Here is a 15,637-nt window from a genome sequence, read left to right on the forward strand (position 1 = left end):
CGACATGCGACCCATTCGTCCGCTGCTCGCCGCAGCCTCCGTCGCCGCCGCGCTGGCGCTGACGGCCACCGCCTGCGGGCCGGGGGAGGACACCGCGGGCGGGGAGCCCAGCGCTTCCGCCGCTCAGACCGCGGACGGGAAGATCACGATTCCTGACGAGCTGAAGGACCGGCTCAAGGAGCACGGGATCGATCTGGACAAGTGGAAGAACGGCGAGTGGAAGAACTGGGACAAGGACACATGGCTGCGTGAGGCCAAGGACTACGTCAACCCGATCATCGAGGACCTGTGGGACCCGGACCGGATGCGGGAGGCGGAGGAGCCGGAGCGCCCGGTCGAGGAGGAGGACATCTCCGGTGACGAGGGTGTCACCGACCCGACGCCCCGGCCGGTCGAGGCCCAGCCGGTGAAGGCGCCGTACCACTCCGGTGTCCCGGAGGCGGGCAAGCTGCTCTTCGACGGCCCGCAGGGCCCGATGGTCTGCTCGGCGACCGTGGTGAAGGACCCGGCGAACCCCGGCAGGTCCAACCTCGTGTGGACGGCGGGCCACTGCGTGCACGCCGGCAAGGAGGGCGGCTGGTACCGGAACATCGCCTTCGTCCCGTCGTACAACGACGGCGACAAGTCGACCGCCGAGCTGGAGAAGGCCTCGCGCGAAGAGGTCGCCCCCTTCGGCGTGTGGTGGGGTGACTGGGCGCAGACCTCGGAGCAGTGGATCAACGAGGGCGCGGCGACCGGTGGCCAGGGCGCGCCGTACGACTTCGCGGTCATCCATGTGACGCCGGAGAAGGGCGGCAACGGCAAGTCACTGGAGGAGACGGTCGGTTCGGCGCTGCCGGTGGACTTCGACGCTCCGGCCACGCAGAAGATCGCGAGCATCACGGCGACCGGTTACCCGGCGGCGCCGCCGTTCGACGGCCAGAAGATGTTCCAGTGCGCGGACAAGCCCGGCCGGCTGTCCCTCCGGGCTGACCAGCCGACGATGCACCGCATCGGCTGCACCATGACCGGCGGTTCGTCCGGCGGCGGTTGGGTCGCGGAGGGCGCGGACGGCAAGCCGGCTCTGGTGTCCAACACCTCGATCGGCCCGGTGACGGCGGGCTGGCTGGCCGGTCCGCGCCTGGGTGTCGAGGCGAAGGGCGTGTTCGACGAGGTCAGCAAGAAGTTCGCGGGGCGCTAGCGCCCGGCACCGATCGGCTTCGGCCGACCGGCCGGTGCGTGCTCTCGTGGAGAGTCCGTGCAGGTGGCGCCGGGTGGCAAGGCGCCCCGGCGCCACCTGCATAGAGTGGGGGCACATCCTCACGCGGCGGTCCCGGAAGACCGCCCTATGGCGTGACACGTTCATGGCAATACGCGCGGGGCGGGCCGACACCCGGACCCCGCGCTTTCATGGGGGAGTCGTTTCATGCGATCCATACGTCCACTGCTGGGCGCCACCGGCCTGGCCGCGGCCCTCGCGCTGACGGCCACGGCCTGCGGCCCGACCGAGGACGGGGCGGCCGGCAAGCCGGCGGCCTCCAGCCCCGCGGGCGGGCAGGACGGTCAGGGCGGGACCGAGCTTCCGAAGGACCTGGCCGACAAGCTCAAGGAGCACGGTGTCGACCCGGAGAAGTGGAAGAACGGCGAGTGGAAGAACTGGGACAAGGACACATGGCTGCGTGAGGCCAAGGACTTCGTCAACCCGGTGATCGAGGGGCTGTGGAAGCCCGAGCGGATGCAGACCGCCAAGTCGCCGCAGAAGACCATGGCCGCCGGTGACCTCTCCGGCGACCAGGGCGTCACCGACCCGGAGCCGAGGCCGATCCAGGCCGTGCCGGAGGAGAAGCCGTACCACAAGAACGCCGCCCCGGTCGGCAAGGTCTTCTTCGACTCCCCCGAGGGCTCGATGGTCTGCTCGGCCACCGTGGTGAAGGACCCGAAGAACCCCGGCAAGTCCAACCTCGTGTGGACCGCCGGCCACTGCGTCCACGCCGGCAAGAGCGGCGGCTGGTACCGCAACATCGCCTTCGTCCCCGCCTACAACGACCTGGGCAAGAGCCCGGCACAGCTGGAGAACGCGCGGCCGCAGGAGATCGCCCCGTACGGCGTGTACTGGGCGGACTGGGTGGCGACTTCCGGTGAGTGGATCTCCCAGGGCGGCCCGACGGGCGGCGAGGGCGCTCCGTACGACTACGCCGTGATGCACGTGAAGCCGGAGAACGGCGGCAAGTCGCTGGAGGAGACGGTCGGTGTCGCCCTCGACGTCGACTTCCAGGCCCCGCAGGCCGTCGGCATCCCGGCGATGGGCGCCTGGGGATACCCGGCCGCCGCCCCGTACGACGGTGCGCTGATGCACAAGTGCGTCGACCGCCCGGGCCGCCTCACCCTCAGCCCCGGTACGCCGACGATGTGGCGGATCGGCTGCACCATGACCGGCGGTTCCTCCGGCGGCGGCTGGTTCCGCGAGGTCCCGGGCGAGGACCGGCTGGTCCTCGTGTCCAACACCTCCATCGGCCCGGTGACGGCGGGCTGGCTGGCGGGCCCGCGCCTGGACGAGGGCGCGCGGGGCATCTACACGATGATGAGCGACAAGTTCGCGGGGCGGTAACCCCGGCGGACAGGCCGAAGGCCCGCACCCTCACCTGGAGGGGGCGGGCCTTCGGCTCGTTCGGTACGGCGGTGCGCCGGTGCGTCAGTGCGTCGCCGGGGTGAACCGGGCCAGCGAGCCGGCCAGCTCCTCGTGCACCCGCGCCTTGAGCAGCGTGCCCTCCGCGGTGTGCTCCTCGGAGATCACCTCGCCCTCGGCGTGCACCCGCGAGACCAGCCCGCCCTGCGTGTACGGCAGGAGGACCTCGATCTCGACCTGCGGCCGCGGGAGCTCCGCGTCGATCAGGGCGAGCAGCTCGTCGATGCCCTCGCCGGTCCGCGCGGACACGGCGATGGAGTGCCGCTCGATGCGCAGCAGCCGCTGCAGCTCGACCGGATCGGCGGCGTCCGCCTTGTTGATCACGACGATCTCGGGGATGTCCGTCGCGCCGACGTCCCGGATCACCTCGCGCACGGCGGCCAGCTGCTCCTCCGGCGCCGGGTGCGAGCCGTCCACCACGTGCAGGATCAGATCGGCGTCGCCGACCTCCTCCATGGTGGAGCGGAACGCCTCGACGAGGTGGTGCGGCAGGTGCCGTACGAAGCCGACGGTGTCCGCCAGCGTGTACAGGCGGCCGCTCGGCGTCTCGGCCCGGCGCACGGTCGGGTCGAGGGTCGCGAACAGCGCGTTCTCCACGAGGACGCCCGCGCCCGTCAGACGGTTGAGCAGGGAGGACTTGCCGGCGTTGGTGTATCCGGCGATCGCGACCGACGGCACCTTGTTGCGCCGCCGCTCCTGCCGCTTGATCTCGCGGCCGGTCTTCATCTCCGCGATCTCCCGGCGCATCTTCGCCATCTTCTCGCGGATCCGCCGACGGTCCGTCTCGATCTTGGTCTCACCGGGACCACGGGTGGCCATACCGCCGCCCGAGGAGCCGGAGCCACCGCCACCCATCTGCCGGGACAGCGACTGACCCCAGCCGCGCAGCCGCGGCAGCATGTACTGCATCTGCGCGAGCGAGACCTGCGCCTTGCCCTCTCGGGACTTGGCGTGCTGGGCGAAGATGTCGAGGATCAGGGCGGTGCGGTCGACCACCTTGACCTTGACGACGTCCTCGAGGTGGATCAGCTGGCCGGGGCTGAGCTCACCGTCGCAGACGACGGTGTCGGCCCCGGTCTCCAGCACGATGTCACGCAGTTCGTTCGCCTTGCCCGAGCCGATGTACGTGGCCGGGTCCGGCTTGTCGCGGCGCTGGATCACACCGTCGAGGACCAGCGCACCCGCCGTCTCGGCGAGCGCGGCCAGCTCCGCGAGGGAGTTCTCCGCGTCCTGCACGGTCCCCGAGGTCCACACGCCGACCAGCACCACACGCTCCAGGCGCAGCTGCCGGTACTCGACCTCGGTGACGTCCTCGAGCTCGGTGGAGAGGCCCGCGACACGCCGCAGGGCGGCGCGCTCGTGGCGGTCGAACTGGTCGCCGTCGCGCTCTCCGTCGATCTCGTAGCTCCAGGCGACGTCCTCTTCCATCAGGGCATCGGCCCGAAGGCTCTCGGTGCGGGTGGTGTCCGCGAAGCTCTGTGCGTCCTGGGAAGGGGAAGAAGAGGAGGTCATTGGATCCTTACGTCGAAGAAATACTCGATTCGTCAAGCTCAACGCGTGACTCCCCCGGATCATTCCCGGGACGGGTCCCCGGCAACCCGGGGGCCCGGCAGCGCCGCCGACCCGACGATGGTCGCACGGTACCGCGGGCCCGTCACGCGAGTTTCAGCGCTTCTGCGACGGCTGGGCCTCGGCCGGGGCCTTGCTGCGCCAGTCCGGGTGGCCGGGCATCGCCGGCGTCTTCTCGCCGTACAGCCAGCCCTGCATGAAGGCGCTCAGGTCACGGCCCGCGATGTCGGAGGCGAGGCGTACGAAGTCCGCGGTGCTCGCCGTCCCGTGGGCGTGCTCCGTCACCCAGCGCCGCTCCAGCAGCTCGAAGGCCTCCTTGCCGATCTCCTGGCGCAGCGCGTACAGGATCAGGGCGGAGCCGTCGTACACCACCGGCCGGAACAGGCTGATCTTCTGGCCGGGGGCGGGAGGCTTGGGCGCGGCCGGGGGGCCACCCGCCGCGCGCCAGCCGTCGGAGGCGATGTACGCGTTGCGCATCCGCTCCTCCAGCGACTGCTGGGCGGTCTCCTCGGCGTACAGGGCCTCGTACCAGGTGGCGTGGCCCTCGTTGAGCCACAGGTCGGACCACGTGCGGGGGGAGACGCTGTTGCCGAACCACTGGTGGGCCAGCTCGTGGACCATGATCGCGTCGACGTACCACTTCGGGTAGTCACCGTCCCGGAACAGCGCCCGCTCGAAGAGGGACAGCGTCTGGGTCTCCAGCGCGAAGCCGGTGTCGGCGTCGGCGACGAGCACGCCATACGTCTCGAAGGGGTAGGCCCCGACCCGGCGCTCCATCCACTCCAGGTGCTGCGGTGTCCTCTTCAGCCACGGTTCCAGGGCCTCCCGGTCGGCCTCCGGGACGACGTCGCGCACGGGGAGCCCGCGCGGGCCGGTGCGCTCGACGACGGCGGAACGGCCGATGGAGACCTGTGCGAGCTCGGTCGCCATGGGCTGGGCGGTGCGGTAGAGCCAGGTCCGCGCGTCGCCCGCCTCCACCTGCGCGACGCGGCGTCCGTTGGCGACGACGGTGAGGTCCCGGGGAGCGGTGACGCGGAAGGTGAAGTACGCCTTGTCGGCGGGGTGGTCGTTGCCCGGGAAGACCCGGTGGGCGGCGTCGGCCTGGTTGGCCATCGCCAGCCCGTCGGAGGTGCGGACCCAGCCGCCCGCTTCCCGGGAGGCGCGCGGATCGCTGGTGTGGGCGACGGTGACGGTCAGCGGCGCACCGGCTTCGACGGGCTGGACCGGCTCGACGACCAGGTCCTCGCCGCTGCTCTCGTACGCGGCGGGCAGGCCGTTGACGTGGACGGCGCGCACGGTGCCGTGGGTGAAGTCGAGGTTGAGGCGCTCCAGCCGGGCCGTGGTCCGCGCGTCGATCTTGGTGAGGGCGTCCATCGGCTTGGTGTTGTCGCCCTGGTAGGTGAGGGCGATGTCGTACGCGAGGACGTCGTAGCCGGGGTTGCCGAGGTGCGGGAAGAGCGGGTCGCCGATGCCGAGCGGCTGGGGCGCGGGCGCGGCGGCGGCGACCAGGCAGCCGGCCGACGCCGCGGCCAGCAGGGCCACGCGGAGGCGTCGGGACGATCGTACGAGCGAGCGCGGCGTGGATCGCGGTGTGATGAGAGGCATGGGGCAACCGCTACCAGCGCACCGCGCACCCGCCGTGACGGCGCGCGCCCCGCGTACCTCGCGCGCACCCGAACGGCGTCGTACGCCGCTCCCCATAGGGGCCTAGGCGCGGCTGACGTCGTACACGCCCGCCACGTCGCGCATGGCGCGCATCAGGCCGGGCAGCTGCGCCGCGTCGGGGAGCTGCAGCGTGTAGGTGTGCCGGACGCGCTGTTCGGTGGGCGGTTCCACGGTGGCGGAGATGATCGCGGCGCCCGCCGTGGCGATGACGTCGGTGAGGTCGGCGAGCAGGCGCGGCCGCCCGAAGGACTCGGCGACGAGCGTGACCCGGCAGTCGGCGGTGTCGCCCCAGCTCACGGCGGTGGGCACGCGCCCGAGCGCCTCCATGCGGCGGACGGCGGGGCACTCGGCGCGGTGGACCGTGACGTTTCCGCCGCGTACCGCGAAGCCGGTGACCGCGTCGGGCGGTACGGGGGTGCAGCAGCGGGCGAGGCGGACGGGCGCGTCCGGGAGGCCGGCGACGACGGCGCGGGCGCCCGCACCGGGCATGGGGACGGGGCCGGGGCCCGCCGGGCCCCGCTCCGTGGGCGCGGCGGCGAAGGGCGGGTGCTCCGCGGGGTGCTCCGACGGCTGCTCCGCCGCCGGCTCCGGCTTCACCGCCTCCGGGTGTGCCGCGAGCCAGCGGGTGATGGCGATCCGCGCGGCCGGGGTGCTGGCGTGTTCGAGCCAGTCGGGCGAGGGCCCGGAGACGGCGTCCTGCGGCGGGTCCTGGGCGAGCAGCAGCTGCACGGTGTCCCCGTCGCCGAGCACCGTGGCGAGCGAGGCGAGGCGGCCGTTGACGCGGGCGCCGACGCAGGCGTGGGCCGCCTCGCCGTACTGGGCGTACGCGGCGTCCACGCAGGTCGCGCCGCCGGGCAGCGCCAGCGTTCCGCCGTCGGGGCGGAAGACGGTGATCTCGCCGTCCTGGGCGAGGTCGGCGCGCAGCGAGGTCCAGAAGGTGTCGGGGTCCGGGGTGGCCTGCTGCCACTCCAGCAGGCGGGAGAGCCACCCGGGCCGGGTCGGGTCGGCGCGCTCGCCGTCCTCCCCGTCCTCGCCGTGCTCGGCGCCCGCGGCGTAGGGGTTGCCGAGGGCGACGACGCCTGCCTCGGCGACCTTGTGCATCTGGTGCGTACGGATCAGCACTTCGGCGACCGAGCCGTCGGGCGCGGCGACCGCGGTGTGCAGCGACTGGTACAGGTTGAACTTGGGCGCCGCGATGAAGTCCTTGAACTCGGAGATCACGGGCGTGAAGCAGGTGTGCAGTTCGCCGAGCACGCCGTAGCAGTCGGCGTCCTCCCCCACCAGGACCAGGAGGCGCCCGAAGTCCGTGCCGCGCAGCTCGCCGCGTTTGAGCCTGACCCGGTGCACGGAGACGAAGTGGCGTGGCCGGACGAGGACTTCGGCGGGGATGCGCGCTTCGCGCAGGGCGGTCCTGACGTCGTCGGCGATGGCGGCGAGGGCGTCCCCGGCGGTGGCGTTCTCGGCGATGAGGGCGCGGGTCTGCTCGTACTCGGCGGGGTGGAGGATGGCGAAGACCAGGTCCTCCAGCTCGGTCTTGAGCGCCTGTACGCCGAGCCGTTCGGCGAGCGGGATGAGGACGTCGCGGGTGACCCGGGCGATCCGCGCCTGCTTCTCGGGGCGCATGACACCGAGGGTGCGCATGTTGTGCAGCCGGTCGGCGAGTTTGATGGACATGACGCGGACGTCGTTGCCGGTGGCGACGAGCATCTTGCGGAAGGTCTCGGGCTCGGCGGCGGCGCCGTAGTCGACCTTCTCCAGTTTGGTCACGCCGTCGACGAGGTAGCAGACCTCGTCCCCGAACTGCTCGCGCACCTGGTCGAGGGTCAGGTCCGTGTCCTCGACGGTGTCGTGGAGGAGGGAAGCGGTCAAGGTCGTGGTCTCGGCGCCCAGTTCGGCGAGGATCAGCGTGACGGCGAGCGGGTGGGTGATGTACGGCTCGCCGCTCTTGCGGAACTGTCCGCGGTGCGAGGATTCGGCGAGGACGTACGCCCGGTGCAGCACGGCGAGGTCCGCGTCGGAGTGGTGTGCGCGGTGGGCCTCGGCGACATGGCTGATCGCGTCGGGCAGCCGGTCCCGGGTGGCGGGACCGAGCAGGGCGGCGCGGCCGAGCCTCCGGAGGTCGATCCTCGGGCGGCCGCGCCGGCGGCTGGGCGCGGGGTTGGTGGCCTCTGCGCTCATGGGGCACCTCCGGCGGGGTCTACCGGCGGTGGGCGGGCGGCATGCCCGCCGGGCCGGTGCTTGATGCTACCGAGCCCACCACGTCGAGCCGACCGGCTCTCCCCCAGCGTGAACGGGATCACCCATTCGAGCGAAGCCTCAGGCGGTGGCGTTCCCCGAGAGCCAGGCGGGGTCTATGCGGCCCTCGGCGACGATGACCGCGGGGCCGGTCATCTCGATCTCGCCGTCGGGGTGTTCGGTGATCGTGAGCGTGCCGCCGAGGAGGTCCACGGTGTACGTGACCGGCGTCCCGGTCGCGGCCGGGTCGGCGCCGTCCCGACGGGCCGCGGCGACGGCCACCGCGCACGCGCCGGTGCCGCAGGAGCGGGTCTCGCCGGAGCCGCGCTCGTGGACGCGCATCGCGACGTGGCGGGGGCCCCGGTCGGCGACGAACTCGATGTTGACCCCGTCGGGGTAGACGGCCGCGGGCTCGTACGGCGGCTCGGACCGCAGCTCACCGGCGTGGGCGAGGTCCTCGACGAAGGCCACGGCGTGCGGGTTGCCCATGTTCACGTTCCGGGCGGGCCAGCTGCGGTCGCCGACGGTGACGGTGACGCCGTCCTCGGGCAGCCGGGCGCGACCCATGGAGATGGTGACGTCACCGGTCTTCTCCAGGTGGGCGCGCTTGACGCCGCCGCGGGTGGCGATGGCGATCTCACCGGCGGTGATGTGGCCCGCGTGCTCGAGGTAGCGGGCGAAGACGCGGACGCCGTTGCCGCACATCTCGGCGATCGAACCGTCGGCGTTGCGGTAGTCCATGAACCACTCGGCCTCCCCGGCCATGTCCCGGGCCTCGGGGTGCGCGGCGGAGCGGACGACGTGCAGCACCCCGTCGCCCCCGATGCCCGCCCGCCGGTCGCAGAGCCGGGCGACCGCGGAGGCGCTCAGCTCGATGGCGTTGTCCGGGTCCGGCACGATCACGAAGTCGTTCTCGGTGCCGTGGCCCTTGAGGAAGGCGAGGGGTGTGGTCGTCATGCGCTCCATCGTACGAGGGGGGTCCGACACCGGCCCCGCTCGGCTCAGCGGAGGCGAGCGACCCGCCACACGGCCAGCGCCACGAGGACGGCGACGCCGGCGGCGTACAGCGCGATCACGCGCCAGTCGGGGCGCTCGCCGGAGCCGCGGGCGGGCAGGCCGGGCCAGGTGTAGCCGACCCGGCGGGCGGCCATCATGCCCCAGCCGGCGGCGCACCCGCACAGCAGCAGGCCCAGCATGGGCAGGACCGCGCCGCCGTCACCCGAGCCGAAGGCGAGGGGGAAGGCGAACATCAGCGAGCCGATCGCGGCGAGTCCCACGATGGGGGCGAGCTGCCAGATGCGCAGCCGCCGCTGCGGGCGCAGTTCGACCTCGACCTCGTCCGGGGTGATCTCCTGGGCCCCGTCCTCGTCGAGCTCCGGCCCGTCCGGGCTCAGGCCCGGCGCGGCGGAGCCCAGGCCCTGTGCTGCCTGGTCTTCTCCCGGTGCCATGTCGTCCGGTGCTTCGTACTGTTCTCTGTCGCGAGGGCCGGCCTCCATCGCCACGCGCCCTCCCAACTCGGACTCCACTGGTCGATCGATGCTCGATGATGGCACGGCCCCGGGCACCGGAATGACGGGCAGGGCGTCCCGATGCCATCACGTGATCAGGCTGTAACCGCTCGTTCGACCAACGTCAGCGCTTGCCGCGGGAGTTCCGCGCGGTCCGCGGCCGCCCCACTGAGCCAGTGCACGCGCGGGTCGCGGCGAAACCAGGAGTCCTGGCGCCGCGCGAAGCGCTTGGTGGCGCGGACGGTCTCGGCGCGCGCCTCGTCCTCGGTGCACTCGCCCGCGAGCGCGGCGAGTACCTGCTGGTAACCGAGGGCGCGGGAGGCGGTGCGGCCCTCGCGCAGCCCGCGCGCCTCCAGTTCCCGCACCTCGTCGACGAGTCCGGCTTCCCACATGCGGTCCACGCGCGCGGCGATCCGCTCGTCGAGCTCGGGGCGCTCGACGTCGACGCCGATCTGGACGGTCTCGTACACCGACTCGTGACCGGGGAGGTTGGCGGTGAAGGGCTTGCCCGTGATCTCGATGACTTCGAGCGCCCTGACGATCCGGCGGCCGTTGCTGGGCAGGATGGCCCGGGCGGCGTCCGGGTCGGCGGCGGCGAGGCGGGCGTGCAGGACGCCGGAGCCGCGCTCGTCGAGCTCGGCTTCGAGGCGGGCGCGGACGGCCGGGTCGGTGCCGGGGAACTCGAGGGCGTCGACGGCGCCGCGTACGTACAGCCCGGAGCCACCGACGAGGACGGGGACGCGCCCCTCGGCGAGCAGCCGGTCGATCTCGGCGCGGGCGAGCCGCTGGTACTCGGCGACGCTGGCGGTCTCGGTGACATCCCAGATGTCGAGGAGGTGGTGCGGGATGCCGCCGCGCTCCTCGGGCGTCAGTTTGGCGGTTCCGATGTCCATCCCCCGGTAGAGCTGCATGGAATCGGCGTTGACGACTTCGCCGCCCAGCTGCTGGGCGAGGAAGACGCCCAGATCGGACTTTCCGGCCGCGGTGGGGCCGACGACGGCGATGACCCGCGGGGCGGGAGCTGCGCTTCTCACCGACCCAGTCTCGCAAACCTCACCCACTGTCCCCGAACGAGCGACGTGACGGTCCGGGGTCGGCGTCGTTGCCTGTTGCGAGGTTCCGACCGCCGGTTTTCAGGACCGGCTCCACCGGGCGACGCAATGGGACGCTCCGGACGGCGCGGAATTTCGCCCACACGAGTACGCTATGGAGTAGACATGGGCGTTTTTGCATGGTTTCGCCGGAAGGGTGAGGAGCCTGCCGCGGCATCGGCCGACGGGACGGCGACCGCTCCGGTGACCGCCGACACCGACACCGCCGCGCAGACGGCGGCGGAGTCCGAGGCGGCGGCCGAGGTCACCGAAGCGGCGGAGACGACCGGGGCGGCACCGGCGCCCGAGGCCGCGGGCGGCGAAGGGGTGGAGATCCCCAAGCAGCAGTCGGCCGAGGAGGCGGCGGACAACGGGGCTGGTGAAGGCGCGCGCAAGTAGAGCCGGAGCGGGAAGCCGCACCACGGCGGCGGCATCGCGGCCGGGCGGCGACTGACGAGGGACGGTGACCCATGGGCTTCCTGGATCAGATGAAGGCCAAGCTCGCCCCTGCCAAGGAGAAGGTCCAGGACCTCGCGCACCAGCACGAGGGGCGGATCGACCAGGGGTTCGACAAGGTCGCGCGGATGGTCGACCAGAGCACCAAGGGCAAGTACAGCGACAAGATCCATTCCGGTACGGGCAAGGCCAAGGACGCCTTGGGCCGGTTCGCCCACAAGGACGAGGGTGGCGCCGCGCCACCGCCACCGCCGGGTTCCACCTCCTGACCCCGCGACCCCGAACCCTCGTACGCGTAGACGTACGGCAACGGCAGCACGGCGACGGCGGACGGCCGCGGAGCACGACTCCGCGGCCGTCCGCCGTCGTGCTGCGGCGCCCCTAGGACCAGGCGGCGACGAAGTAGCCGACGCCGTACGGCGCGTCCTCGTGGAGCAGGCGGCCTTCCAGACGGGCGCCCTCCGCCGCGCCCGCCAGGACCTGCCAGGGAGCGCGCCCCGCCGCCTTCAGCTCGTACGCGAGGTGCTCGTCCAGCGCCGCGAGGGCGGCGGTGTCCGCCGCGCCCAGGGCGCGGGCGGCCGCCTCGTCGAAGCCGGCGGCGCGGTCGTCGAGGTAGCCCGGCGCCTTGAGGGAGCGGCACGCGCTGCCGTCGCCCATCACGAGCAGGGCGACCCGATCGGCGCGGGCGGCGAGGTCGCGGCCCGCGTCGGCGCAGCGCGCCGGCGAAAGGCGCTCCCCCACGGCCAGGCCCTCGACGGGTGCGTCGGCCCAGTCGACCCGTGCCAGCAGCCAGGCCCCGACGGCGAGGGAAGCGGGCAGCCGCCGGTCCTCCGCGCGCGCGGCGGCACCGTGCCCCAGCCGCACGCCGAGGTCGACGCCGAAGCCCCGGAAGTCGCCCACCGCGCCGGCCGTGTACCGCTCCATCGCGTCGCCCTCGGCCGGGCCCACCACGAACAGCCGGTCCGGGCGCGCGGCGGCGAGCACCGACAGCGCGTCGGAGCAGGCCGTGCGCGCGGCGTCGAGTTCGGGCGCGGCCCCGGCGGCGACGTCGGGGACCAGGAGCGGGGGGCAGGGGCAGACGGCCGCGGCGACAAGCATGATCCGCAGCGTAGCCGCTGCACCCCGGTGACAGCGGCGCAGGTCAGGCGGACACCAGTGTGCGTCGGCAGACCGGCGTGGATCAGCCGACCGCGCAGCCTCCGGTGACCGGCGGCAGCGGGGCCGGGACGCCGATCTGGGGCAGGCCCAGCATCACACCGGCCGGCTTGGCCGCCTCGGCGGCGTTGCGCTTCTCCCACGCGTCGCCCGCGCGGGTGCGGCGTACCCGGGTGGTGGGGCCCTCGGCCAGCAGGTGGTGCGGGGCCGCGTAGGTGATGTCGACGGTCACCACGTCGCCCGGGCGCACCTCCTGCTCCGGCTTGGTGAAGTGCACCAGGCGGTTGTCGGGGGCGCGGCCCGACAGGCGGTGGGTGGTGTCGTCCTTGCGGCCCTCGCCCTCGGCGACCATCACCTCCAGGGTCCGGCCGACCTGCTTCTTGTTCTCCTCCCAGGAGATCTCCTCCTGGAGGGCGACCAGGCGCATGTACCGCTCCTGCACGACCTCCTTGGGGATCTGCCCGTCCATGGTCGCCGCCGGCGTACCGGGGCGCTGGGAGTACTGGAAGGTGAAGGCCTGCGCGAAGCGGGCCTCGCGCACCACGTGCAGGGTCTGCTCGAAGTCCTCCTCGGTCTCGCCGGGGAAGCCCACGATGATGTCGGTGGAGATCGCGGCGTGCGGGATGGCCTCCCGCACCTTGCTGATGATCCCCAGGAAGCGGTCCTGGCGGTAGGAGCGGCGCATCGCCTTCAGGACGGTGTCCGAGCCGGACTGCAGCGGCATGTGCAGCTGCGGCATCACGTTGGGGGTCTCGGCCATCGCCGCGATCACGTCGTCCGTGAAGTCGCGGGGGTGCGGGGAGGTGAAGCGCACGCGCTCCAGGCCCTCGATCGTGCCGCAGGCCCGCAGCAGCTTGGAGAAGGCCTCGCGGTCACCGATGTCGGAGCCGTACGCGTTCACGTTCTGGCCGAGCAGGGTGATCTCGGAGACGCCCTCGGCGACCAGCGCCTCGATCTCGGCGAGGATGTCGCCGGGGCGGCGGTCCTTCTCCTTGCCGCGCAGCGCGGGGACGATACAGAAGGTGCAGGTGTTGTTGCAGCCGACGGAGATGGACACCCAGGCGGCGTACGCGGACTCGCGCCGGGTCGGCAGCGTCGACGGGAACGCCTCCAGCGACTCGGCGATCTCGATCTGCGCCTCCTCCTGGATCCGGGCGCGCTCCAGGAGCACCGGCAGCTTGCCGATGTTGTGCGTACCGAAGACGACGTCGACCCACGGCGCCTTCTTCACGATGGTGTCGCGGTCCTTCTGGGCCAGACAGCCGCCGACGGCGATCTGCATGCCGGGCCGCTCCGACTTGCGCGGGGCGAGCCGCCCGAGGTTGCCGTACAGCTTGTTGTCGGCGTTCTCCCGCACCGCGCAGGTGTTGAAGACGACAACGTCGGCGTCACCGTCGGAGCCCTCGGGCGCGCGGACGTAGCCCGCCTCCTCCAGCAGCCCGGAGAGGCGCTCGGAGTCGTGGACGTTCATCTGGCACCCGTAGGTGCGGATCTCATAGGTCTTGGACGCGCCCACGGCAAGGCTCCGGTCGATGCTGGTCATTCCTCCAGGGTAAGGGGGCGCCGGGCGAGCCCCGTCCCGAGCCGGTCGGAGGGCCGCCGAGGGGCGGGCCGGGGCGCCTTCCGCCGTCCGAGTACAGGATCCCGGGCGATTGCGAACATGCCGGGCCGGGTGCCGGGCACCGCCCTCGGCCGTGTGGAAAGTTGGCGCATTCCAGAAGTGGTCCCACACGGTGAGCGCAGAGGAGAACCATGTACGAATGGCTGCGGGAGACCATGGCCGGCACGCTGCACCTGCCGGTCGACCTGATCCGGCCGGACGCCACGGTGGAGGAGGTCGGCCTCGACTCGCTCGCCGTGACGGAGCTGGTGCTCATCGCCCAGGACGAGCTCGGGATCAGCGTCGACGAGAGCCGGCTGACCGGCCTGAGGACGGTCGGCGACATCGCCGACTTCCTGCAGCGCCACGCCCAGCCCGTCGCGGGCTGATGAGCGGGACCGGCGGGGCCGCCGCCTACCCGGCGGTGGACGAGGTCATTCGCGCCATGGAGGGCCCCGACCAGGGCCACTACCTGCACATCGGAGCCGTACTGGAGCTGGAAGGGCCCGTGCCGGAGCTCGCCGCCGTACGGGAGCACGTACGCGGGCGGCTGCCGTACCTGCCGCTGCTCTCCCTGTCCGTCACGGGGGACGCCGGGGACGAGGGGCCGGACCTCGGCCGGCACGTCCGCGAACTGCGTGTGGAGCGGCGGGAGGCGGCGTACGACGCGCTGCTCAACGCCGCCGCTCCGTGTCCGCGGCGGCCCTGGGGCGTGTGGCTGGTGCACGGCTACGAGGAGAACCGGTTCCTGCTGTGCTACCGCGGACACCACGCGCTGCACGACGGCGTGAGCCTGGCCTGGGTGATGCAGCGGCTCTTCCGGACGAGGCCGCCGGCCGAGGCCGTGCCCCCGGCGGGCGGTTCGTACGCGCCGGACCTCTCCGCGCGGATCGGCGGCCATGCGCGCAACGCGCTCGAGTCCGTACGGCTCTTCCTGCCGGCCTCGCGCCGGCCGCTGCTGGACGGGCCCCGGGAAGGGCGGCGGGTGCTGTCCGCCGTGAGCGTGCCGGTGAGCCGGTTGCGGACGGCGGCCGCCGGCCTCGGCTGCTCGGTGCTCGACATCCACCTCAGCGCCCTGTCGTACGCGGCGCAGCGGACGGACACCACCGGCTGGACCCGGGAGGGGCCGCGCGCGCGGGGCATCGGACTGCCCATCGCGCTGGGCCCGGTGGGCTCCTCCACCGCGGCCTGCCCCGCCTATGCGGGCAACCGCTTCTCCGTCGCCGTGGTGGACGTGCCGTGGGAGGAGGCGGACCTGCGGCGCCGCGCGCGGCTGCTGTCCCGGCGTACCGCCCGCTACAAGGATCCCGCTCTCAGGTGGGCGAAGGGCGACGCGCTCGTACGGCTCGACGCGCGGCGCACGAGGAGCCTGTCGGAGCGGGTCTTCGCGCGCTGCGGGGTGCAGACCACGGTCCTCACGCAGACGGCCGACTTCGGGCTCGGCGGCTGCCGCGCCCTGGGCCTCACCGGCCTGAACTGCCTGCCCGCCCACTTCCCGTACCAGCCCGTGCTGACCATCTGGCGCTCCCAGGCCGTCTGCGCGTTCACCGCCGACGCCGCCGTACCGGCGGCGCGGGAGCTGGCGGGGTACTGGCACGAGGCGCTGGACCGGCTGGCGCCGGAGGCCCCCGCCCTGGCGCCCTCCCTCGGGAGGTAGGGCTCTGCGCGCCGATCCGCTGGGCGCCCTGGCCCG

General features: G+C 73.0%; 15 protein-coding genes. 7 read left to right on the plus strand and 8 right to left on the minus strand.

Annotated features, from left to right (window positions below; all coding sequences use genetic code 11):
- Positions 1-4 precede the first annotated feature (4 nt).
- A complete protein-coding gene (locus ACIRNI_RS26675; protein ID WP_403555056.1) occupies positions 5-1,180 on the plus strand; it encodes a trypsin-like serine peptidase in 1,176 nt (391 codons plus the stop codon).
- 225 nt (positions 1,181-1,405) lie between these two features.
- Complete coding sequence (locus tag ACIRNI_RS26680) at positions 1,406-2,587, plus strand: trypsin-like serine peptidase (protein ID WP_403555058.1); 1,182 nt, start codon at positions 1,406-1,408, stop codon at positions 2,585-2,587.
- An 84-nt stretch (positions 2,588-2,671) separates the two neighbouring features.
- On the opposite strand, the gene hflX is transcribed toward ACIRNI_RS26680, so the two are convergent.
- The 6 genes from hflX to miaA all read right to left on the minus strand — a co-directional run bounded on the left by hflX (position 2,672) and on the right by miaA (position 10,676).
- Positions 2,672-4,177: a GTPase HflX gene (gene hflX / locus ACIRNI_RS26685; RefSeq protein WP_403555060.1), complete on the minus strand. Its 1,506-nt coding sequence runs from the start codon at positions 4,175-4,177 to the stop codon at positions 2,672-2,674.
- Positions 4,178-4,330: 153 nt separating this feature from the next.
- Complete coding sequence (locus ACIRNI_RS26690) at positions 4,331-5,839, minus strand: M1 family metallopeptidase (RefSeq protein ID WP_403555061.1); 1,509 nt, start codon at positions 5,837-5,839, stop codon at positions 4,331-4,333.
- Positions 5,840-5,941: 102 nt separating this feature from the next.
- Positions 5,942-8,077 (minus strand): RelA/SpoT family protein, encoded by a 2,136-nt coding sequence (locus tag ACIRNI_RS26695; protein ID WP_403555063.1) that lies wholly within the window; start codon positions 8,075-8,077, stop codon positions 5,942-5,944.
- A gap of 138 nt (positions 8,078-8,215) precedes the next feature.
- The gene (dapF, locus tag ACIRNI_RS26700) at positions 8,216-9,091 is read right to left on the minus strand and encodes a diaminopimelate epimerase (RefSeq protein ID WP_403555064.1); all 876 of its coding nucleotides are present in this window, start codon (positions 9,089-9,091) and stop codon (positions 8,216-8,218) included.
- A 44-nt stretch (positions 9,092-9,135) separates the two neighbouring features.
- Positions 9,136-9,630, minus strand: coding sequence for a hypothetical protein (locus ACIRNI_RS26705; RefSeq protein ID WP_403555136.1), 495 nt, complete (start codon positions 9,628-9,630; stop codon positions 9,136-9,138).
- A 107-nt stretch (positions 9,631-9,737) separates the two neighbouring features.
- Complete coding sequence (gene miaA, locus ACIRNI_RS26710) at positions 9,738-10,676, minus strand: tRNA (adenosine(37)-N6)-dimethylallyltransferase MiaA (protein ID WP_403555066.1); 939 nt, start codon at positions 10,674-10,676, stop codon at positions 9,738-9,740.
- Here miaA and ACIRNI_RS26715 point away from each other — a divergent pair.
- From ACIRNI_RS26715 to ACIRNI_RS26725, 3 genes are all read left to right on the plus strand, one after another.
- A complete protein-coding gene (locus ACIRNI_RS26715; protein ID WP_403555138.1) occupies positions 10,645-10,725 on the plus strand; it encodes a hypothetical protein in 81 nt (26 codons plus the stop codon). The genes miaA and ACIRNI_RS26715 overlap by 32 nt on opposite strands.
- A gap of 212 nt (positions 10,726-10,937) precedes the next feature.
- Complete coding sequence (locus ACIRNI_RS26720) at positions 10,938-11,132, plus strand: gliding motility protein (RefSeq protein ID WP_403555068.1); 195 nt, start codon at positions 10,938-10,940, stop codon at positions 11,130-11,132.
- Between the two features lie 71 nt (positions 11,133-11,203).
- Entirely contained in the window at positions 11,204-11,458 is a 255-nt protein-coding gene (locus tag ACIRNI_RS26725) for an antitoxin (RefSeq protein ID WP_403555070.1), read from the plus strand.
- A 112-nt stretch (positions 11,459-11,570) separates the two neighbouring features.
- Here ACIRNI_RS26725 and ACIRNI_RS26730 read toward each other — a convergent pair whose 3' ends face one another.
- Entirely contained in the window at positions 11,571-12,287 is a 717-nt protein-coding gene (locus tag ACIRNI_RS26730; protein WP_403555071.1) for a class III extradiol dioxygenase subunit B-like domain-containing protein, read from the minus strand.
- Positions 12,288-12,369: 82 nt separating this feature from the next.
- Positions 12,370-13,887 carry a tRNA (N6-isopentenyl adenosine(37)-C2)-methylthiotransferase MiaB gene (gene miaB, locus ACIRNI_RS26735; RefSeq protein ID WP_403555073.1) on the minus strand — a complete coding sequence of 506 codons (1,518 nt, stop codon included), beginning with the start codon at positions 13,885-13,887 and terminating at the stop codon, positions 12,370-12,372.
- 209 nt (positions 13,888-14,096) lie between these two features.
- On the opposite strand from miaB, the gene ACIRNI_RS26740 reads away from it, so the two are divergent.
- Both ACIRNI_RS26740 and ACIRNI_RS26745 read left to right on the plus strand, forming a co-directional pair.
- Positions 14,097-14,333 (plus strand): acyl carrier protein, encoded by a 237-nt coding sequence (locus tag ACIRNI_RS26740; protein ID WP_403555075.1) that lies wholly within the window; start codon positions 14,097-14,099, stop codon positions 14,331-14,333.
- Positions 14,333-15,601 carry a wax ester/triacylglycerol synthase domain-containing protein gene (locus ACIRNI_RS26745; RefSeq protein WP_403555077.1) on the plus strand — a complete coding sequence of 423 codons (1,269 nt, stop codon included), beginning with the start codon at positions 14,333-14,335 and terminating at the stop codon, positions 15,599-15,601. Before ACIRNI_RS26740 ends, ACIRNI_RS26745 begins: the two co-directional genes overlap by 1 nt.
- Positions 15,602-15,637: the final 36 nt, after the last annotated feature.

The organism is Streptomyces sp. NPDC093546, from assembly GCF_044765045.1.
Taxonomy (GTDB): domain Bacteria; phylum Actinomycetota; class Actinomycetes; order Streptomycetales; family Streptomycetaceae; genus Streptomyces.